At 51.6% G+C, this 20,877-nt stretch carries 20 protein-coding genes; 9 read left to right on the top strand and 11 right to left on the bottom strand.

All coding sequences use genetic code 11. The features are described from left to right. Window positions 1-52 precede the first annotated feature (52 nt). Genes O1V65_RS05410 through O1V65_RS05400 form a run of 3 tightly spaced genes read right to left on the bottom strand, consistent with a single transcriptional unit; the run spans window position 53 to window position 2,614 of the window. The gene (locus O1V65_RS05410) at window positions 53-853 is read right to left on the bottom strand and encodes a GolD/DthD family dehydrogenase (protein ID WP_017490035.1); all 801 of its coding nucleotides are present in this window, start codon (window positions 851-853) and stop codon (window positions 53-55) included. Further along, window positions 843-1,790, bottom strand: coding sequence for a transketolase family protein (locus tag O1V65_RS05405; RefSeq protein ID WP_017490036.1), 948 nt, complete (start codon window positions 1,788-1,790; stop codon window positions 843-845). The genes O1V65_RS05410 and O1V65_RS05405 overlap by 11 nt, the downstream gene beginning before the upstream one ends. Window positions 1,791-1,792: 2 nt before the next feature. Next, entirely contained in the window at window positions 1,793-2,614 is an 822-nt protein-coding gene (locus tag O1V65_RS05400) for a transketolase (protein WP_017490037.1), read from the bottom strand. A gap of 410 nt (window positions 2,615-3,024) precedes the next feature. Here O1V65_RS05400 and O1V65_RS05395 point away from each other — a divergent pair, with 410 nt between their 5' ends. Further along, complete coding sequence (locus O1V65_RS05395) at window positions 3,025-3,813, top strand: DeoR/GlpR family DNA-binding transcription regulator (RefSeq protein ID WP_269130252.1); 789 nt, start codon at window positions 3,025-3,027, stop codon at window positions 3,811-3,813. Window positions 3,814-4,027: 214 nt separating this feature from the next. On the opposite strand, the gene O1V65_RS05390 is transcribed toward O1V65_RS05395, so the two are convergent. Then, window positions 4,028-4,345, bottom strand: coding sequence for a DUF1127 domain-containing protein (locus tag O1V65_RS05390; RefSeq protein ID WP_017490039.1), 318 nt, complete (start codon window positions 4,343-4,345; stop codon window positions 4,028-4,030). A 152-nt stretch (window positions 4,346-4,497) separates the two neighbouring features. On the opposite strand from O1V65_RS05390, the gene O1V65_RS05385 reads away from it, so the two are divergent. Continuing rightward, the gene (locus O1V65_RS05385; protein ID WP_017490040.1) at window positions 4,498-5,916 is read left to right on the top strand and encodes an aminotransferase-like domain-containing protein; all 1,419 of its coding nucleotides are present in this window, start codon (window positions 4,498-4,500) and stop codon (window positions 5,914-5,916) included. A gap of 75 nt (window positions 5,917-5,991) precedes the next feature. Here O1V65_RS05385 and O1V65_RS05380 read toward each other — a convergent pair whose 3' ends face one another. Continuing rightward, window positions 5,992-6,444, bottom strand: a complete 453-nt coding sequence (locus O1V65_RS05380) for a winged helix-turn-helix transcriptional regulator (RefSeq protein ID WP_017490041.1) — start codon at window positions 6,442-6,444, stop codon at window positions 5,992-5,994. Between the two features lie 130 nt (window positions 6,445-6,574). Between O1V65_RS05380 and O1V65_RS05375 the strand changes: the two genes are divergently transcribed. Both O1V65_RS05375 and O1V65_RS05370 read left to right on the top strand, forming a co-directional pair. Further along, window positions 6,575-7,366, top strand: a complete 792-nt coding sequence (locus O1V65_RS05375) for an SDR family NAD(P)-dependent oxidoreductase (protein ID WP_269130251.1) — start codon at window positions 6,575-6,577, stop codon at window positions 7,364-7,366. A gap of 153 nt (window positions 7,367-7,519) precedes the next feature. Continuing rightward, window positions 7,520-8,218 (top strand): fumarylacetoacetate hydrolase family protein, encoded by a 699-nt coding sequence (locus O1V65_RS05370; protein WP_269130250.1) that lies wholly within the window; start codon window positions 7,520-7,522, stop codon window positions 8,216-8,218. A 53-nt stretch (window positions 8,219-8,271) separates the two neighbouring features. Here O1V65_RS05370 and ansP read toward each other — a convergent pair whose 3' ends face one another. From ansP to O1V65_RS05350, 4 genes are all read right to left on the bottom strand, one after another. Further along, complete coding sequence (gene ansP / locus O1V65_RS05365) at window positions 8,272-9,741, bottom strand: L-asparagine permease (protein ID WP_017490044.1); 1,470 nt, start codon at window positions 9,739-9,741, stop codon at window positions 8,272-8,274. Between the two features lie 302 nt (window positions 9,742-10,043). Further along, window positions 10,044-10,493 carry a DUF2000 domain-containing protein gene (locus tag O1V65_RS05360; RefSeq protein ID WP_017490045.1) on the bottom strand — a complete coding sequence of 150 codons (450 nt, stop codon included), beginning with the start codon at window positions 10,491-10,493 and terminating at the stop codon, window positions 10,044-10,046. A gap of 54 nt (window positions 10,494-10,547) precedes the next feature. Continuing rightward, the gene (locus tag O1V65_RS05355) at window positions 10,548-11,381 is read right to left on the bottom strand and encodes an AraC family transcriptional regulator (protein WP_192503808.1); all 834 of its coding nucleotides are present in this window, start codon (window positions 11,379-11,381) and stop codon (window positions 10,548-10,550) included. Then, the gene (locus O1V65_RS05350; protein ID WP_017490047.1) at window positions 11,378-12,241 is read right to left on the bottom strand and encodes a helix-turn-helix transcriptional regulator; all 864 of its coding nucleotides are present in this window, start codon (window positions 12,239-12,241) and stop codon (window positions 11,378-11,380) included. Before O1V65_RS05350 ends, O1V65_RS05355 begins: the two co-directional genes overlap by 4 nt. 157 nt (window positions 12,242-12,398) lie before the next feature. Between O1V65_RS05350 and O1V65_RS05345 the strand changes: the two genes are divergently transcribed. Beyond that, entirely contained in the window at window positions 12,399-13,115 is a 717-nt protein-coding gene (locus O1V65_RS05345) for an SDR family oxidoreductase (RefSeq protein ID WP_026110280.1), read from the top strand. A gap of 77 nt (window positions 13,116-13,192) precedes the next feature. Here O1V65_RS05345 and msrA read toward each other — a convergent pair whose 3' ends face one another. Then, the gene (gene msrA / locus O1V65_RS05340; RefSeq protein WP_017490049.1) at window positions 13,193-13,738 is read right to left on the bottom strand and encodes a peptide-methionine (S)-S-oxide reductase MsrA; all 546 of its coding nucleotides are present in this window, start codon (window positions 13,736-13,738) and stop codon (window positions 13,193-13,195) included. Window positions 13,739-13,881: 143 nt separating this feature from the next. Then, window positions 13,882-15,093: an MFS transporter gene (locus O1V65_RS05335; RefSeq protein ID WP_269130249.1), complete on the bottom strand. Its 1,212-nt coding sequence runs from the start codon at window positions 15,091-15,093 to the stop codon at window positions 13,882-13,884. Window positions 15,094-15,254: 161 nt separating this feature from the next. On the opposite strand from O1V65_RS05335, the gene O1V65_RS05330 reads away from it, so the two are divergent. The 4 genes from O1V65_RS05330 to rfbB all read left to right on the top strand — a co-directional run bounded on the left by O1V65_RS05330 (window position 15,255) and on the right by rfbB (window position 20,872). Continuing rightward, entirely contained in the window at window positions 15,255-16,193 is a 939-nt protein-coding gene (locus O1V65_RS05330; protein ID WP_017490051.1) for a LysR family transcriptional regulator, read from the top strand. Between the two features lie 1,433 nt (window positions 16,194-17,626). Further along, on the top strand, window positions 17,627-18,772 hold the full coding sequence (locus O1V65_RS05325; RefSeq protein WP_227953098.1) for a polysaccharide export protein: 1,146 nt from the start codon (window positions 17,627-17,629) through the stop codon (window positions 18,770-18,772). A gap of 89 nt (window positions 18,773-18,861) precedes the next feature. Next, window positions 18,862-19,770 carry a glycosyltransferase family 2 protein gene (locus O1V65_RS05320; RefSeq protein WP_269130513.1) on the top strand — a complete coding sequence of 303 codons (909 nt, stop codon included), beginning with the start codon at window positions 18,862-18,864 and terminating at the stop codon, window positions 19,768-19,770. A gap of 40 nt (window positions 19,771-19,810) precedes the next feature. Next, a complete protein-coding gene (gene rfbB / locus O1V65_RS05315) occupies window positions 19,811-20,872 on the top strand; it encodes a dTDP-glucose 4,6-dehydratase (RefSeq protein WP_017490054.1) in 1,062 nt (353 codons plus the stop codon). The last annotated feature ends 5 nt before the right edge of the window (window positions 20,873-20,877 follow it).

The following is a 20,877-nucleotide window of genomic DNA, read 5'->3' as shown; positions in this document are numbered from 1 at the left end:
GTTTATTTTGTAGGGTTAACGCCGTTTTTTAGAGTCTTACTGCAAGCCGGGCTTACCAGATGGTGAAACCACCGTCGATCATCAGGTCCGCGCCGGTAATCATGTCGCTGCCGTTGCTCGAGAAAAACAGAATAGCGGCGGCGATTTCGTCGGTATAAGCGAAGCGTCCAAGGGGGATGAGTTTTTTCATCTCTTCGCCTTTTTCGCCGCGCCAGGCCTTCTCGCCCATCGGCGTCAGCACCACGGTTGGGGAGAGCGTATTCACATTAATACGGTGCGGTGCCCACTCTTTGGCCATGACCTTGGTCATACCGAGTAACCCGGCCTTGGCAGAGGTGTAGGCGCAGTGGTTATCGATAGCAATCGAGGCCGCCTGCGAGGCAATGTTAATGATTTTCCCACCTCTACCGCGTGCTATCATGCTGCGCGCCGCCGCCTGTGAGCAGAGGAACGGTCCGGTCAGGTTAACGGCCAGATTTTTCTGCCACTGTTCAAAGGAGGTTTCTACCGCCGGTTCGAGATGTACGTAGCCTGCGCAGTTGACCAAAATATCAATCTGCCCACACTGCTGTTCGACCTGGCGAAACACGTCGACGACCTGAGAGGGACAAGTGACGTCACACTCGAAATAGCTAACCTGACGTTCTCCCAGCTCATCCACTATCTGCTGTTTCAGAGCGCTTTCGAATTGTGGATAGAGCAGCGCCAGATGCGCGCCCTTCTCCAGCATCATACGGTTGCTTGCCATCGCGATACCGCCGAATCCCCCCGTGACCACCACGACTTTTCCCTCTAGCGACAGGTGGGTGTCCACGCCGTAGCGCAGGTTGACGTCGTATTGATTAGTGCTCATTCGCAGCCTCCCGTGCAGCGGCAATCGCTGGCCCCTTCAGTGCGGCAACCAGACCGGATGTATCGATAGAAAATTGACGGCGCAGTGCGGTACGACTGCTGCTGTGGGTGAACTCGTAGGCCGGAATGCCGAACGCTTGCAGCGGCTGACTCAAACGGTATTTAAGGATTAACTCACCGATGATGGTGCCCAGACCACCGCTCAATGCGTGTTCTTCCATGGTGATCACCTTTTTATGCGATTTAATCAGCTCGACCACCGCCAGCTCGTCGAGCGGCCACAGCGACGGCAGCGACACCACCGTCGGATTGCAGCCCTGTTCGCGTGCGGCAAGTGCCTCATGCGCCAGCGTGCCAAGCGTGAACACCACCACGTCGTCGCCCTCGGCGAGTACGTCCGGCTGACCCGGAATAAAGCGATAATCCTCGTCGTGCAACACCGGAAGCTTGTCGCTGTCCATGCGAATGTAGACCGGGCCTTTATGTTTGATGGCATGGCGAACAATGGCCTGCGCCTGACTGGCGTCCGCGGGGGCGAAGACCTGCAGATTGCCCAAGGTACGGGCGATGGCGATATCGTTGGTACAGTGGTGCGTTGCACCCAGTGGGCCATAGGCAAACCCGGCATTGAGGCCAAGCATTTTCACGTTGGTTTCTGAATAACAGACGTCGTTTTTCATTTGCTCATTCGAACGGGCAAACAGGAAAGGTGCGGCGTTAGCGGTAAACACCACGTGGCCGCTCAGTGCGACACCCGCGGCCATGCCGACCATGTTCTGCTCGGCTATGCCGACGTTTATCACCCGGTCCGGATAAGCCTTTTCGAACGGCGAAATTTTTGAAGTTGAGGTCGAGTCGGCCACCATCACGCTAAGGTTGGCGCCCTGCTCCTGTTGTTCTATCAGCGTCGAAACGACGGCGTCGCGCAAGTCTTGCATGATCACTCCTCCAGCTCTGCCAACCCTTCGGCCAGCTGTTGATCGTTAGGCACGGCGTGGTGCCAGGCGGGTACGTTGGCCATAAACGAAATGCCGTGGCCTTTCTCGGTATTGGCCAAAATGACGCGGGGTTTGCCCTGCATCGGCTGGGTGACGGCGGCATGAATAGACGCCGGGTCATGCCCGTCACACTCGAGCACCTCAAAACCGAAGGCGCGCCACTTATCGGCCAGCGGCTCCAGTGGCATGATGTCCTCGGTTTTGCCCGCGAGCTGCAGGCGATTGCGGTCGACAATGGCAATAAGATTGTCGAGCTTAAACTTGCTGGCAGACATCGCGGCCTCCCAGTTGGAGCCTTCGGCGAGTTCACCGTCGCCTAGCAACACGTACGCACGGCGATATGCGCGACCGCTGATTTTATTGCCGAGCGCCAGCCCAACGGCAATCGGCAGGCCATGGCCAAGACCGCCAGAATTAATCTCGACCAGGTCCGGAAGCTTTTGGTGCACCGGATGACCCGCCAGCAGCGTATCGTCCCCCATAAACTGGTCGAGCACGTTCGGGTCTAACAGTCCCATCGCCGCCGCACTGCAATACAGGCCGCCTGCGCCGTGACCTTTGGAAAGAATGAAGCGATCCCTGTCGGGACTCGCCTGTGCGCGGTCCATCACTGCCATGTACAGGGTGCAGATGATATCGATTTCAGAAAGATCGGCCCCGGTGTGGCCTTTGCCTGCGTGGTGATTCATTTGCAAAACGTAACGGCGTGCCTGCCGGGCGACAGTTTTTATTTCCTGAAACGTTTTCATTTCCTGAGCGTCCATCTTTACCTCGTCTTGACCTTGCCGTTCACTTTCTACTGCCCCCATGAACAGTGTCGCTAACGGCGCAACTCATTTTCGAATAAAACTATAAATTATCGTTTTAGGGAAAAATGCGCGGTTGATCAAGTTTCATACAAAAACAGGTTTTTTATTAAAATCCTTAAATATTAGAAATATACATAAATAAGACTTGTTCTTAAAAATGATAACACTATGTAATACGAGGAATAATGACCAAAAACACTGATTTGATTTTCATATGAAAATCAAAAAAGGTTTTTTTGCTCCTCGCTTTAGATCTGCTGCAACGTTACTATTTTCATCATGTCGCGATAATTTGGCTTTAAAGCAGGTTTTAACGGCCCTATGCCGCTAAAATGGTGCCAGTGAACGGATAAGGAGTATTTCAATTGAAAAGCAAAAGCGAACAATTGGCGGATATGCAGCATCGTCGCGACAAGATATTAGAAATGATCAGGGAAGATGGCACCGTCACAGTGAAAATGCTCACTGACGCCTTTAACTTGACCGAGGCGACTATCCGAACCGATCTGCGGGTGCTTCAGAAACAGGGATTTATTCAGCGTTATCACGGTGGTGCGACGCTAATGGACGGCAAACAAAATACTCACGCCCTGCTGCTCGAGCGTCAGACACAGATGCGGGAAAAAGACGCCATCGGACAGCTGGCGGCCAGTTTTATCGAGTCAGGTGACACCATTATTCTCGATTCCGGTACCACCACCACGTCGATTGCCAACCATCTTGGGCATATTAAACGTCTGTCGGTCATTACTACCGGGGTGAATATCGCCCTACAGCTCGGCGGTGAGCCCGGCGTTAACATTTTGCTGACCGGCGGTACTTTCAAGTTTCCGACTCTTTCGACCTCGGGAGAAAAAGCGGCCAGTTTTTTTGAGAACGTATTGGCCGAGAAGCTGTTTCTGGCAACGGCCTGTATCTCACCGCGCGCGGGCCTCAGCTTCCCTAGCGAGACGGATATCAAAGTAAAAAACGCGATGATTCAGTCGGCCAACGTGGTTTACGTGGTCGCTGATTCAAGCAAGATTGATAAAGTGTCGATGTTTGCGCTGCCGTGCGAGTGGTCGAAGATTCATTATCTGATAACCGACAGCGGGATTAGCGCCGAATCCAAGGCTGCGTTTGAGGCAGTCGGCGTAAAGGTGCTGGTGGCTTGACTAAGCGGTGGGGAGTTTGGGTGGCTACCCAATGCGCTTGAGGGAGTTTATTGCAGAGTCTTTTAAGGTCTCTAAGATCAAAAGCATGCGCTTCGCTTACTAGGCGGCGCATACATTTGACCTAAAAGACTTTGACCTTTAAGACTCGAAACCAAAAATTTTGACCTAAAGATCCAATTCTTGAACCCATGGAACGATCGGTCAATCCTCCCCCCTATTTAGGCCAATTTGGCCAAATCTTGCGATCCTCATTGCGGTTGCCATACAGTTTATCAACGTCACCGCATGACAGACCAATATCTTTCAACTGGCAGCTGCTGAGTCCACGCAGTATCTTCATCGTATGACGGCGCTCACGCCAGTTTGCATAGGATCTGACAAACGTCTCCCACCAACCGAGCTTTAATTCACCGTTATCAAGATATTTATCACTCAACTGCGCGCTAACGTCATGCTTAGACGCGTCGGCTGCCGTTTGCTGAATAGCACTCGCGTTGGTGGTAAATTGATCGCTATCACTGATTCTTTTCATATTTGCCCTCCTGTTAACCCTTACACACAGAATGTATTAACGGCAGAAAACAATACAGATTCAGTTTTTAATTATTTTCAGCATACAGTTCTCGCCTTAAAGACAGATTTGGGCGTAAATTATGCCTATCTGTACTGCTATCGGGTGACAATATGAATCGCTATGAGCATTTAGCCAACGTTTTGGGTGAGCGTATCGAACAGGGACTCTATCCTTCGGGCCAGCGTCTGCCTTCGGTCCGCATGTTAAGCAACGAGCACGGCGTCAGCGTCAGCACCGTGCAACAGGCCTATCGGATGCTTGAGGACCGGCTTCTGGTTGAGGCGCGCCCAAAGTCCGGCTACTTTGTCTCGGCCAGTAAACGCCTGCCGGGGCTGCCGGCCGTATGCCGCACGCCGCAACGCCCCGTCGATATCTCTCAGTGGGATCAGGTGCTGGCCCAAATTACCAGCCGCGTTATCCCCGGTATGATAGCGCTTGGCGGCGGCACACCTGACCTGACCCTACCCAGCCTAAGGCCCCTCAGCCGTGCCTTGGTCAAGGTCGCACAACGCACTGACCTGAGCGCGCTTTATTATGATTTAATCGACGGTTCGAAAGAGCTACGCGATCAGATTGCACGCTTGATGATCGACAGCGGCAGCAGTATCGACGCCGAGAATCTGGTGATTACCACCGGCTGTCACGAGGCGCTGTCGATTGCCATTCGTTCCGTTTGTGAGTTTGGCGACATCGTGGCGGTAGATTCCCCGAGCTTCCACGGCGCGATGCAGACCCTGAAAGGTTTTGGCATGAAGGCGCTGGAGATCCCGACCGATCCGGTCACGGGTATCAGCATTGAGGCGCTGGAAATGGCGCTCGAACAGTGGCCCATCAAGGCCATCCAGCTCACGCCAAACTGCAATAATCCATTGGGTTACAACATGCCCGATGAGCGCAAAAAGGCGCTGCTGCGGCTCGCACAGTGTTATGACATCGCCATTATTGAAGACGACGTTTATGGCGATCTGGCCTATCAGTATCCGCGCCCCGCGACAATCTACTCGTTCGACGATGACGGCCGCGTCCTGCTGTGCAGCTCATTTTCTAAAACTTTGGCCCCCGGTCTGCGCATGGGCTGGATTGCCCCAGGCCGTTACCGCGATCGCGCACTGCACATGAAATACATCGGTACCGGCGCAAGCGCCACCCATCCGCAGCTGGCCATTGCCGATTTTATCAAGGAAGGGTATTACCAAACTCATTTGCGCCGTATTCGCCAACAGTATCAGCAAAACCTCTGTGTCATGACCGACTGGGTGATTCGTTATTTCCCAGAAGGCGTGCGCGTCAGCCGTCCGCAGGGCGGATTTTTACTGTGGGTCGAACTGGATGAGAAGATTGATACACAGAAGCTTAACCGCCTGTTGGAACCTGAGAAGATTCAAATTTCCGTCGGATCGATATTTTCTGCCTCAGGGAAATACCGTAACTGCCTGCGGCTAAACTATTCTCAGCTCGATGAGAAGATCCACGAACCGGCTATCAAACGCGTCGGCGAGGTGATTCATCAAATGATGGAAAACGGTTAGCACACTTTCGCGCTGCTCCACTCTGAGTAAGAACTGAGTAAAACCTGATTTTAGCATTGAACGCTGAATCAGTTTTTACTCACCGCTATTGCCGGGGATCACCTGAATGTCTTCCGCGCCTAGCACCCTGCCATCCTTCGCGTGCAACCTTATCGGCTCGATAGGCTGCAAATTCAACCTGTCTACCGCACGGCTACAGGCCTCGTCTTCAGCAAACAGATACTGATTTCCCCACTGTCCCAACGCTATCAGGATCGGATACAGCTCCTTACCTTTTTGCGTTAAAACATACTCCTGATAGGCGGAGCCGTCAGACGCCGGTCCAATCTCGAGAATGCCCTCCGCAACCAGCGTTTTCAGCCGCGAACTGAGGATATTTTTAGCCGCCCCCAGACTACGCTGAAACTCACTGAAGCGTTTAATGCCCCCCAGCGCATCTCGCACGATAAGCAGAGTCCACCAGTCGCCTATCAGGTCAAGCGAACGCGCGATCGGGCACACACTGTCGTTAAAACTGGTGCGTTTCATTTATCACTCCGTGCTGCGAAACCTAATCTGGTTGCATTATAAAACCTCCGGTGCTAAAAATCATCTGGTTTAATAATGAAACCCCATGATTCATTCAACCTGGCAATGACGAGAACAGAGGAAACACACCATGACTCAGACAACACAGTCTAAACCTTTAGCGCTTATCACTGGCGCATCCACCGGTATCGGCGCAACCTATGCCGATCGACTGGCTCATCGCGGGTATGATCTTATTCTGGTCGCCCGCGACGCCGCCAAAATGGAAAACCTGGCCGCCCAGCTCAGCGGCAAAACCGGCGTCAACGTGCGCGTTTTCCCCGCCGATCTTACCCGTGCCACCAGCCTGGCAAGCGTTGAACAGCTTATCCGCGATACCCCGGCTATCTCACTGCTTGTAAATAACGCGGGATCGGTCCTGCCGGGTAAATTTACCGATGCCGATGCTGACGCCATCGATGAGCTTATCCGTTTGAACGTGACCTCACTGGTACGCCTTTCCCGCGTGGCGCTCGACGGACTACAGACTCACAAAAACGGCGCGATTATCAATATTGCCTCTGTGCTGGCGCTGGCGCCTGAAATCAGCGGCCCGGTGTATGCGGCGAGCAAAGCGTTCGTTCTCACCTTCACCCAGTCGCTTCAGGTTGAGCTTGCCGATCGCGGGGTCTATTTCCAGGCCGTGCTACCCGCAGCAACGCGCACCGATATCTGGGAGAAAGGCGGCAAAAATATTGATGAAGTTCCGGGCGTGATGGAGGTTGGAGAACTGGTCGATGCGGCATTGGCAGGCTTTGACCAGAAAGAAGCCGTCACCATCCCCCCGCTGCAGGATGAAAATAAATGGCTGGCGCTGGACGGTGCACGCAAGGCATTACTGCCGGAGTTTTTACAGAGTCATGCGGCCCCGCGTTATCGTTAATCCTTGATTAATGAGTCCTTACAACTGCCCTCGTTGCAAGCGGCGGAGACACTGGTTACATTGGATAAACTTATTACTACAGTTTTTTAACATCTACTTTTATCCTCCCTGTTATGACCGCTGGTCAAAACACTAAACCATGGCAGAGTGAAAATGACTGAATTTGTTATCCCCGTACCGGAAGCCGCTTCACTGGCAATAGAAGGACAAGATGCTCGTTTCCCATTACGTCGCGTTTACTGCGTAGGCCGCAATTACTCGGAGCACGCGCGTGAAATGGGTCACGATCCGGACCGCGAACCGCCGTTCTTTTTCTCGAAACCGGCCGATGCCGTCGTGCCCGCTCAGGGTGAAGTACCCTATCCTCCTTTGACCTCAGACCTGCACCATGAAGTTGAACTGGTCGTTGCACTGAGTAAAGGCGGGAAGAATATTTCACCTGAAGAGGCGCTGAGCCACGTTTGGGGTTATACGGTGGGGGTAGATTTGACGCGTCGTGACCTGCAGGCTACGGCCAAGAAAATGGGTCGTCCATGGGATTTCGCCAAAGGTTTTGATCATTCGGCTCCGGCAAATGCGCTGCTGCCTGTCAGTAAAATTGGCCATCCGGCCAGCGGAAAAATCTGGCTGGCGGTGAATGGCGAGACGCGTCAGACAGGTGACTTGGGCGACCAAATCTGGCAGGTTGCCGACGTTATCAGCTATTTGTCGCAGTCGGTAGAGCTCCAGCCGGGCGACGTGATTTTTACCGGTACGCCATCGGGTGTCGGTGCTGTCCAGCCGGGCGATGTGGTCTCGGGGGGCATTGAAGGCATCGGTGAGTTCAGCTTCACGCTGAGCGTGAAGCCATAAAAAAACGGCCTCCTGCACGCAGGGGGCCGTTTTTCTTCATACAGAATCGTCGATTACTTCGCTTCAAACGTCTCTGCGTGTTCTTTCTCAAGCTCTTTCACTTCCGCTGCGCGTTTACGCAGACCGAACCAACCCAGTACCAGCAGAATCACCAGTGCAGGAATAGTCGCCACGGTATAAGTCCCGTTCGGATAGTCGAAGGCCATCAGCACCAGCACGCTGAATAGGAACAGGAGCGTCAGCCATGAGGTGAACGGTGCACCTGGCATCTTGAACGAAACGTCCTTCGCCTTGCCTTCTCTGATAGCCTTACGCAGTTTCATCTGACAAACCACGATGAAGCCCCATGAGCTCAGAATACCCAGCGATGCGATGTTCAGAACGATTTCAAACACCTGTGAGGGCACGTAGTAGTTCAGCACCACACCCACGATGTATATTGCAACAGTGACCAGAATACCGGCGTAAGGAACCTGTTGCTTGCTCATTTTTGACATGAACTTAGGCGCAGAACCGCCCATCGACAGCGAACGGAGAATACGCCCGGTCGAGTACAGGCCTGAATTCAGGCTCGACAGTGCCGCAGACAGCACCACGATGTTCATGATGGTACCGATGTAAGGGACACCCAGTTTGCTGAAGAAGGTCACGAACGGGCTCTGACCGGCCTGATAGGCGTTCCATGGCAACAACAGCACCAGCAGCACCACAGAACCGACGTAGAACAGTGCAATACGCCAGATAACGCTGTTGATAGCCTTAGGCAGGATTTTCTCAGGCTCTTTGGTTTCGCCCGCAGCAGTACCGACCAGTTCGATAGCCGCAAAGGCAAAGACTACCCCCTGGACTAGCACCAACGCTGGCAGCAGCCCGTGTGGGAAGATACCGCCGTTGTCGGTAATCAGATGTAAGCCGGTAGGTTGACCCGCCAGCTCTTTGCCGCTGCCGAGGAAGACCACCCCCACCATCAGGAAGATAGCGATGGCTGCCACTTTAATCAGCGCAAACCAGAACTCCATTTCGGCAAACCACTTCACGCCAATCATGTTCATGGTGGCGACGATGGCCAGTGCACCGAGCGCAAACATCCACTGTGGAACGTCGCTGAAGGTGCCCCAGTAGTGCATATATAGCGCAACCGCCGTGATATCCACGATACCGGTCATCGCCCAGTTGAGGAAATACATCCAGCCCGCCACGTAGGAGGCTTTTTCGCCAAGGAATTCACGGGCGTAGGAAACAAAGCTGCCGCTGGTTGGACGGTGCAGGACCAGTTCGCCCAATGCGCGCAGAATGAAGAATGAGAAGATACCGCAAACCAGATAGACCAGCGCCAGCGCCGGACCCGCCATTTGCAGACGCGCACCGGCGCCTAAAAACAGACCGGTACCGATAGAGCCACCGATAGCAATCATCTGCACCTGACGATTGCCCATACTCTTGTGATAACCATCCTCATGAGAATCCAGCCAACGCCTTTTGGCTGCGTGTTGTTCTTCCGCAGTTTTTTTATGTCGTTTCATTTCTTACCTGTTCTCCAAAAGAATTCTTTCACGCTCGGCCTTCAACATGAGCAAACGATTGCAATTGCTGACGCCTGTCGTGGCTTATCGCCACTGTATTATTCTTGACCAACCGAGGTTAACGAGGGGTTAAATTCGGCGACGGCGGAAGATGCTACCCTATTCTCTTGGATTGAGGCAAAAAAAACCTCATTTTAAATCGTTATAAATGCGCTTATCAGTACGATATTTTGCCATATAGTCGATATATTGACCGAAACATCCCCAACACTCTTGGGGATGCTCGTGATCAATCTCAAATTTCAGGCAAAAAGCTTGAGCTTGCCGACCACTTTTCGTACCGATTTTTTCTCTCCGGCGAGGGCAATTCCCAGCAGTTGAAGACTCCCTTCTGTCTGCAAAGCGACCGCCTCAAGGAAGGCCTCGTAGTGCGTAGTTTGTTGACCTTCAAGGGGAAAAACGGTTATATCGCAGCCACGCGACGTGCCATTGACTAACACCGATTTGAGATCTTCGTCACTTCCGCTCAGCACACTGATGCCCAACGGCGTGAGTCCGGGATAGGTTTTTCCGTCTGCAATTTCGAGAGGTGAACCGATTAATTCAGGATGACGCTGGCCTAGCGTCATTGCTAGCACCGCCGCCGCATTAGCGGCTTTTCCTGCCGGAAGACTTTCATTCAGGACGATCACCAGACGTTCAGGCTGAGTCGGTTCACTTAGCGGGGAAGTCGTGATAGATGAGACTGACATTACGGTTTTACTCCATTTAACGAATAAAAACCGATTGTCAGTGATAGCGTATCGCTAGTCTGGAAGATTTGTGCAGATTTGCCGATATTGCGCCGGAGACAGGCGATAGGCGCGGCGGAACCAGCGCCCCAGATGGCTCTGGTCAGCAAAACCAAGCTCTGCGGCAACCTGGACAGGTTTTTCGCCCTGCGACAGTCTGATGCGCGCCTCGGCCAGTCTCAACTGCACCAGATAAGCATGCGGCGCTATACCAAACGCCTGCTTAAAGGCGCGCGTCAGCGTGAATCGATCAGTGCCTGTTGCAGCGGCCAGCTCCTGCAGCGACAGGTCCTCATTCAAATGCGCATGCATATATTCACGGGCCTGATGAGCGCAGCCCAAAGCAAGGTGCGCCGCTGACGCCTCGGCACGCCAATGGATATGCGGAGCCAAATGCGCTAACAGATTATCGAGCGCACTTTGTTGCACAATTCTGAATTCGCCAAAATGCAGCAGTTGAAAAGTCTGTGCGATGGCCTGCGCCAGTCGGGGGTCGCTGTTTAATGTTTTCGCAAATGAAAGTTCATAGCTGCTCGGCGTGTCATGAAACAGGTGACGAATTTCACGGTCGAGCCATTCGGGGCTGAGATAAAAGGTCTGGTAAGTGAATCCGCCCTCTATTGGAGCGTCACCGTCATGTATCTCGCCAGGTTCGAGCAAAAAGATGTCACCGGGCGTGCTGGTGATTTTATTACGTCGGCAGTGAAACTGCTGTGTGCCCTGCTGCGTGACGCCAACCAGATAACTGTCATGCCAGTGTGCGTCGTAGGCGTGCCCCTCAAAATGCGCATGAATAGTTTCAATCTGGTACTCGGGCGAATGACGCACGTCTATCCAGTCGTTGTTCATTTATGTTCCTTCTCGAGGCGCATGATATTGTTGAGCCGCTGCACCGGCAATAACGCCTGCAGTTTGTCTCGACTGACTTCCTGGGGCGAATAGACCGTGAGTCTGCGAGCGGACCCGTCGGACAGGAGAAAACTGTGGTATTCAAACGACATCGCATCGGCAATGGGGTGATGAATACGCTTGATGTTGGTCAGCTGTGACAATACCTCTTGCCGCGCCCACAGCTGCCTAAAGGTCTCGCTTTTCACATTCAATCTGTCGATAAGCGTCGCAAAATGCGCCTCGTTGACGCAGTGTGCCGTTTCGGCGCGAAAAATTGCCAGCGCGGCGGGGGCTATCTCAGCCCAGTCCACCAATAACTCCCGGTGTGCCTGATTGGCAAACAGCATCGACAGCAGATTTCGGTCATCGCCCTCAAGCAGGGAATAATCGCCAAAAACTGCACAGGCCGCATTATTCCAGCCGACAATATCCCAACGTTTATTCGTAATGTACGCGGGCTGAAAGCTCAGATCATCAAGCATCCGCTGGAGCGCCGCCTCAAGCGGTGGCTCGTTCACAGGCAAGCGCTGGGGCATCATCCTGCCGCTCAACGCAAACAGATGGGCACACTCGGTCTCCGTCATACGCAGCGCATCGGCCAGAGTCAGGAGTACGCCTGCTGAAGCCTTCACTTCACGCCCCTGTTCAAGCCAGGTGTACCAGGCCGTGCCAACTTTTGCCAACTGTGCAACCTCTTCACGGCGCAAGCCAGGCGTGCGCCGTCGTTCCCCCAAGGGCAGGCCGACGTCCTGCGGCAGCAGCGATTCGCGGCGAGCGCGAAGAAAATTGCCCAACTCCCTGAAATTTCTTGCGCTCATGACCTTCTCCTTATGCAGACAGGTAGTCGCGAATACCATGATAAACCGAAGACTGTTTAGGGTTCTTTAAACACGCAAGGATAGCGCTGCGGGCGCCGATTGGATAACGCCTTTCGGCACGAGTCCTTTTACTCTCATCACTATGGATAATTTTATTATGACGACGCAACATGTTTTGGTTATTGGCGGTTCATCAGGTATTGGTCTGGCAACGGCAAATTTACTGGCGATGCAGGGCTACCGTGTCACTATCGCAGGGCGCGATGCCGAAAAACTGTATCGGGCTCAACGCGATGCGCCTTACCCGCTGGATACGGTTGTTGTCGATGCCACGGCTCATTCTCAACTCCCCGACGTTTTTGCCGACCTAGGGCCGCTCGATCACTTGATTCTGGCGCTGGGCAGCGGTAAGGGCGTGGGCGCCTTCGCCAGCCTCAGCGTTGATGAAGTGCGTCAGGGATTTGAAGAAAAGGTTTTTCCACATTTCAACTGTGCACAGGCAGCGCTGCCCACTTTAAGCGCCACCGGCAGTATCACCTTCCTAAGCGCCATCACGGCTCTGACGGCGATGCCGGGTACCAGTGGGATAGGTGCAGCCAATGCAGCGATTGCCGGATGGGTTCCAACGCTGGCGGCCGAAATCTGCCCACGAAGAGTCAATGCGGTGTCTCCGGGAGTGATTGATACCCCCTGGTGGGACTTTTTGGATGACCACCAGAAGAGCGGCCTGTTTGCTGAATATGCTCAAAAGACCCCTGTTCGGAGAGTCGGCAGCGCACAGGACGTCGCCGAAGCGATTGCTTTTTTGGTGAGAAATACCTTTATTACCGGGCAGAATATCGTGTGTGACGGTGGGTTAAGTCTGGGAGGATAGGTCCGAAGTCGCGGTATCAGAGAATAAAACAGCGCAAACTGTCTGAGTTTGCGCTGTCTTGGCAGCAGCCTTAAGGCTTACTTGTCTTGCAGGGACTTAGTGCGGTTAGCAAAGCTTTTACGCAGCTTTTGCAGCTTAGGCGGGATAACCGCCATGCAGTAACCGTTGCGCTGGCCTGCACCATCCCAGTAATCCTGGTGATAGTTCTCTGCTGGATACCAAGGCGCGATCGGCTCGATTACAGTCACCACCGGATCGGTATTGCTTTCCTGCGCACGGGCGATAGCCGCTTCGGCTTCGGCTTTCTGCTCGTCGTTCAGCGGGAAAATAGCTGAACGATACTGGGTGCCGATGTCGTTACCCTGACGGTTGAGCTGGGTAGGGTCGTGAGTCGCAAAGCTGATGTCCAGCAAATCGCCGTATTTCAGCTGGTCTGGGTTAAAACCGATGCGGATTGCTTCAGCATGGCCGGTTTCGCCAGTACATACTTGTTCGTAGGTCGGGTTCTCCGTCGTGCCGCCAATATAGCCGCTTTCAACGGTCTCAACGCCGATCACATCTTTAAACACAGCTTCCGTACACCAGAAACAGCCGCCCGCTACGATTGCGTATTCAATAGTCATTGTCTTTTCCTCTTCTTAAACACCGTGGTGTTAGCACCTTGCCCACAGGCTACACTTTTAAAGCAATTTGAACCAGTGGGCAGATGATCTCCCTGTGCTGTTATGAGAAACACTGCTGCTTTATCGTGCGAGACGGCGAAAGTTTAGATTTTTCGGCTCATAATTCGCACGATCAGGCTTCCCGCACCGGCGAGGGTCGCAAGCGCGATAACGCCCTGCCATCCCCCTAGCTCCAGGGCTTTGCTACCGAGTGCCGATCCGACGGCCATGCCGATGAACACCACCGTAAACAGCAGTGCATTCAGGCGTCCACGGGCCGCAGGATCCAGGCCATATACCAAGGACTGATGTGACACCAGCGTAGCCTGCACGCCCAAATCAAATCCAATTGCGCTCAGAACAATCAGCGCTATCTGCGCATGCGGCGACAGCAACGGCAGCAGGAACATGGCGGCAAATGACACCATCACCAGCGCCGAACCTATCTGCGTCACCAGGGCAGGCCCTTGCTTGTCAGCCAGTTTACCCGCCAAGGGTGCGGCAAGTGCGCCTGCGGCACCCGCGAGGCCAAACGCCCCTGCCACGCCGCTGCCCAAATGGTAGGTCTCGTTCAGCATAATCGCCAGCGTTGACCAGAAAGCGCTGAAGGCCACCGACAGTAGGCCCTGCGACAGCGCAGCGCGGCGTAGCGTTTTGTAGTGCAGCCAGAGGTGACGCATGGAGAGCAGCAGCTGCGGATAACTCAGCTCAGTGCCGGGCGTAAATCGTGGCAACACCCGCCACAGCGCCAGTCCCACCAGCGCCACGCTCACCGCCGCCAACTGATACATCGCACGCCAGCCGAAGTACTCGGCCACGACGCCGCTGACCACGCGAGAAAGCAGGATCCCGACCAGCAGACCGGTCATTACGGTGCCCACCGTCTTACCCCGCTGTGCCGCCGGGGAAAGCGCCGCCGAGGCGGGAACGATATCCTGCGCCAGGGTCGCCGTTGCACCGATTAATAGACTGGTGAGGAGCACGCCGTGAATTCCGGGCACGAAACCACACAGCAGCAGTGACAACGTCAGTAACACACTTTTCAGCAAGATAATCGTGCGGCGGTCAAAACGGTCACCCAACGGGATAAGAAACAAAATTCCTAACGCATAACCAATTTGAGTGAGCGTGGGAATAAGCCCCGTTTGCGTGAGGTTTGCGCCAAGAGAAGGCCCGATAATACCGAGCATAGGCTGACTGTAATAAATAGAGGCAACGCTCAGCCCGGTGCCTGCGGCGAGCGTAAACACCATTTTACCGGGAAGCGCGGGCTCTTCCACGGGTGCAATATTCTGTGTTGTTTCTAATTCTGACATAGTGGTATCCCCGGTGACTTTCTTTTTGCCGAAAGGTTAAGTATCGCTGACTGGCGATACTGTGCGTGGTCGCTCTGGCTGCTATCCGATGTGTGCATTTTTATGTATGTCACCAATAAGTGGTAGTCATCTAAAAGGTAAAACTGTTATACATAATACGTATGAGCAAAACTTCCTCAGGCGGTATCGACCGCATAGACCTGATGCGTACCTTTATACGTATCGTGGAAAGCGGCAGCCTCTCGGCGGCTGCACAACAAATGCAAACCAGCCAACCCACCGTCAGCAGGCGGTTGCAGGCGCTGGAGCGTATGCTTGGGGCAAAACTGATACTGCGCACCACGCATGCGATGAAATTGACCGATGACGGACAACGCTGTTATCGCCATGCCAAGTTGCTCATTGAGCAGTGGAGTGCACTCGAGGACGACCTCCGAGGCGATGGCGAAGAACCAGAGGGCATTTTGCGCGTCCGTGCACCGCACGCCTTCGGACAAGACCAGCTGATCGCCCCGTTGACTGAATATCTGCAGCGCTACGGCAATATGTCAGTTGACTGGATGCTGAATGACCGTACCCCTGACTTTATCGCCGAACACATCGACTGCATGATTCAAGTTGGGGAGATAACCGATCCCTCGATGGTCGCGGTCTTGCTCGCCGAGGTGCCGAGAATCGTCGTTGCCTCACCGTCGCTTCTCGCGGGTTACTCTCCTATCAAGCAAATAGACAGTCTTGCCCGATTGCCCTGGATAGCGGTAAGTACCTTTTACCGTAACGAAGTGACGTTAAGTCATGGGGAAAGTGGGAGAAGCGCCAGCTTTGAGATTAAACCCAAATTAAGCACCGACAGTTTGTATGCCGCGCGTAAGGCGGCAGAAACCGGGCTGGGGGCAGCAATAGTATCCGCTTGGGTTGTGAGCGAAAATATCGTTGACGGAACCCTGGTACATATTTTGCCCGATTGGCACGCTAAACCCTTACCCGTGTACCTGGTTTATCCTTACGCCAGCTATTATCCCGCTCGACTTCTAAAGTTTCTGGAATTAATTCGCACAGTAATGCCAGAACTCAGTGGCACACGAAGGCCGCGAAATTAACCACCGAAATATTATTTTAACAATCCGAGCATATAAGGATAGGTGGGGAATAATGCCTCTATTTACGCCTCGTCACATATCTTAACGTTTTCAAGTTTTGACTCGCCAAAGAAAACGCTTTTTGTATTTTATCCCTACTATTTCCCAAGGAGGCGAAAAGGTATCAGGCTTAAACAAAGTCAAATTGCGTATAAATTAAAAGCAGCTGTTCAAAAAGAGTAACGTCAGAATTAATTTTTGACCGATTGTCTATAAATTTGGCGGTAAAAACAGACCTTATAGTTACTTCAGGTAATTATTGTGCCCCACCAAGCCGCGCAGGCCCCTCTTCTACCATAAGAAACTGTTATAGAACGGCAAGTTTTATACAAACTTTTGACAAGATTATTAAAAAAACCTCTGTCAGGAACTCACTAAGGTGTTGCGAATCTGGAACAATCGTATTATATATACTTATCGTTGTTTCAAACGCAGAGCGTCAAAAAAATGCAAGCAATAAACCTTGAAAAATATGACGTTTCGCCAAAATTTGCTCTGGCCGCTCTTGTTTCAAATTGCTATGATGCTAGCATAGGATTAATCCTAGATGCGTTTTTTTAAACAATGCAAAAAAAGCAACAGGATATAATTGCCCCTTGTTAACCGCCAGATACGCTATAACAGCTCGGATCTTGCCTCACCGGACCTGATGAAAACGTAACGAGCCTTAATCTTTTGGGAGGCTGTAAGCCAAATAACAATGCGACTCTGACCCAAACCTGCGCTAAAGCGATTTTTATAATGCTCTTTATTTAAATCATTGATGCGGATAAAACGGGAAAAGCGCAAAAAAAAATCAGTCTTAATCTCTACTTTATTTTGTAATGTTGGCTCTGAAGATAATAGGCATTATCTGAAAAACAGGTTCTCCAGAAGATAGTTTGAATGGTTTTGTTAACCTTGTTTTGCTCAAGCGAATTTGTCCACGAAGTTCATTTCAGCAGAGAAAGTGAGAAAAACTGACAACTAAACCCCTGTGAGTCAAGCCTTCGCGACAGTTTAGGTCAACAGGATTGTGCGTAGCCCATAGATGTAAAAACATCAAGTGCAAGGCGGAATAATAATATAAACGACAGCGCAGAGCCTCCTAAGCTGTCGAAATAATTTAGCGAAGCTAATTTATTTGGAGAGCAAGGGCTGTTATTGTCTGTACTCTGAAGTGCGGACCAAGATTATATGCTTATTTTTTTAGTGTATTGGTAGCTACGAGCCAAGGGCGGTAGCGTACTCTTTCCCGGTTAACACTTGAACACTTCAGAAGTAATGCGAGATTTCACACACCTTTTCCGGCAAGCAGGATGCATTCCCCGCCTGGGTCTGTTATCTCTTTAACGTCGAAGATGATGATGATGATAAAGACAGTAACTCTTAAAAAACGAGATGGTCTGGAACCTATGCACAAAAATCTGTTTAAACTTTCTGCGCTATTCTTTGCTGTGGGTATTTTGGGCGGCTGTACAGTTATACCAGGGCAAGGCTTAATTACCGGGAGTAAAAATGTCGTCGAGGTCCCAGACAGCGATTACGACCTGGACAAGCTGGTCAACATCTATCCAATGACCCCCTATCTGGTCAATAAGATGCAGCCCCCTGCCGCAATTGCACGTCCTAATCCACAATTAACAACTCTTTTAAAAAGTTATCAGTACCACATCGGGATCGGTGACGTGTTGATGATAACTATTTATGATCACCCAGAATTAACCACGCCAGCAGGCCAATACCGTAGCGCCAGTGACACGGGTAACTGGGTCGGTGCAGACGGTAATATTTTCTATCCTTATATTGGCCAGGTTCACGTTGCAGGTCTCACGCTTGATCAAGTGCGTACCATGATTGCTAAACGTCTGTCTGCTTTCGTAGAAAGCCCACAGGTTGACGTTAGCGTAGCCTCGTTCCGCTCACAGAGAGCCTATATAACAGGTGAAGTGACAACGTCAGGTCAGCAGTCAATTACCAATATTCCGTTGACCGTTGTCGATGCTATCAACGCCGCCGGCGGTTTGACCGCCAATGCCGACTGGCGCAATGTGGTGCTGACTCATAACGGCCACGATGAACGTATTTCCCTCCAGGCGCTGATGCAAAACGGTGACATGACTCAAAACCGTCTGCTCTACCCTGGCGATATTCTTTACGTGCCACGCAATGACGATCTCAAAGTCTTCGTCATGGGTGAAGTTGGCCAGCAAAGCACGCTTAAAATGGACCGCAGTGGTATGACCCTGGCCGAGGCCTTGGGTAATGCTAACGGTATTGCTCAGGATATGGCTGATGCTTCCGGTGTCTTTGTCATCCGTGGTATTCACAACGGAACAGGTCAAGATAAAGGAAAAATTGCCGACATCTATCAGCTGAATGCAAAAGATGCGTCGGCGATGGTTCTTAGCAGCAACTTCCAGTTACAGCCTTACGACATTGTTTATGTCACTGCAGCGCCTATCGTGCGCTGGAACCGCGTTATCAGCCAGATCGTACCAACGATCACCGGCGTTAATAACCTGACTGAAACAGTAAGATATATCCGTGACTGGAATTAAGACTGAGTCCCCACGCGTCAATATGTCAGCGATGACGTAATTATTGCGTGGGGGCAATTATTCATCTCTGGCTAAACCAGGAAAAGATGATGAAATACTTCTTGGCTATACCCACTTACAACGGTGGAAAAATATGGGAAGAGTCGATAGCTAACATTAAGAAGTATGTACCTGAAGATCTTTATGTTCAGGTTATCGATTCTGGCAGCCGTGACGGTACGGCTGCTTTAGCGGAACAGGCCGGGTTCAATGTCATTGGGATAAGTTCTCAAGAGTTTAATCACGGTGGGACGCGAAATCTTGCAGTAGACTGCGCCCCCGCCGACTGTGACATAGTGATATTCCTAACGCAGGATGCGATACCGGAAGAGGGAAGCCTGCAAAAACTGGTTGCAGCCTTTGAAGATCCCAAAGTTGCCTGTGCCTATGGACGCCAGTTACCTCATGTTGACGCGACCCCTATCTCTCAGCATGCACGCAGTTTTAACTATACCGCTCAAAACTATGTTTATACTCAGGCAGACGCAGCCCGCGTCGGCCTGAAAACAGTTTTCATTTCTAATTCATTTGCTGCCTATAGAATATCAACATTTAAAGAGTTAGGAGGATTCCCCTCTAATACTATTCTCAGTGAAGATATGTATTTCGCCGGGAAGGCGGTATTAGCAGGATATAAAGTGGCCTATGTGGCTGAAGCTCAGGTTCGTCACTCTCATAATTACACTTCTCTTGAAGAATTTAAGCGTTACTTTGATATTGGTGTTTTCCACGGTAAAGAACGGTGGATTCATCAAAATTTTGGCGGTGCAGGTGGTGAAGGTAAAAAATTTATTTTTTCTGAGCTGCGCTTTTTGCTCAAACACGGAGTTATGTATATCCCACGTGCATGTATAAATAATGCAATGAAAATAGCCGGATATAAGTTGGGGAAGAATTACAAAACCCTGCCATTCGGATGGAACCGCGCATTGAGTATGCACAAACGCTATTGGAAATAACAACTCCTCCGTTGCTTCTACCTTATTTGTTGAGGATACAATGAAAATTATCGTAACAGGTGGTGCCGGCTTTATTGGTTCGGCCGTCGTTAGACACATTATTCAGCACACCAATGATGAAGTGCTGGTTATCGATAACCTTAGTTATGCGGGTAATCTGGCTTCACTGGCTCCAGTAAGCAATGATTCGCGCTATAGCTTTGCCCAGGTAGACATTTGCGACGCAGTAGCGTTGAAAAAAGTATTCATTGAATTCAAACCTGACGCGGTGATGCATCTCGCGGCAGAAAGCCACGTTGACCGTTCTATTGATGGTCCTGGCGCATTCATTCAAACCAACGTAGTGGGTACCTATACCCTGCTTGAAGCCGCGCGTGAATACTGGTTATCTCTTACTGAAGAAGCCAAGGCCGCCTTCCGCTTCCACCATATTTCCACCGACGAAGTGTATGGTGATTTACACGGCGTGGACGACCTATTCACCGAAGAAACCCCCTATTCCCCTAGTAGCCCTTATTCTGCGTCCAAGGCCGCCAGTGACCATTTGGTGAGAGCATGGAAACGCACCTACGGCCTGCCTACCCTGGTGACGAACTGTTCTAACAACTATGGCCCTTATCATTTCCCTGAGAAACTGATTCCGTTGATCATCCTGAATGCCCTGGCGGGTAAACCTCTGCCGGTCTATGGCAAAGGCGATCAGATTCGTGACTGGTTGTATGTTGAAGATCACGCCCGTGCACTGCACAAGGTTGTGACTGAAGGTGAAGTCGGCGAAACCTACAATATCGGTGGCCATAATGAGCGCCAGAATATTGAGGTAGTTAATACTATTTGCGATTTACTTGAAGAACTGGTGCCAGAGAAACCTGAAGGAATTAAACACTATCGTGATTTGATTACCTGGGTTGCCGACCGCCCTGGACACGACAAACGTTACGCCATCGATGCCGGAAAAATTGACCGTGAATTAGGTTGGAAACCGGAAGAGACCTTCGAAAGTGGTATTCGTAAGACAGTGCAATGGTATCTGAATAACTTCGAGTGGGTAAATACTATTAAAGCGGGTACTTGGACTGAGCGTCTTGGTCTTTCTAAATAAATTTT

Source organism: Rouxiella badensis (assembly GCF_026967515.2).
In the GTDB taxonomy this organism is placed as follows: domain Bacteria; phylum Pseudomonadota; class Gammaproteobacteria; order Enterobacterales; family Enterobacteriaceae; genus Rouxiella; species Rouxiella badensis.
The sequence above is the reverse complement of the archived record's forward strand: the minus strand, read 5'-3'. Positions and strand labels throughout refer to the sequence as shown.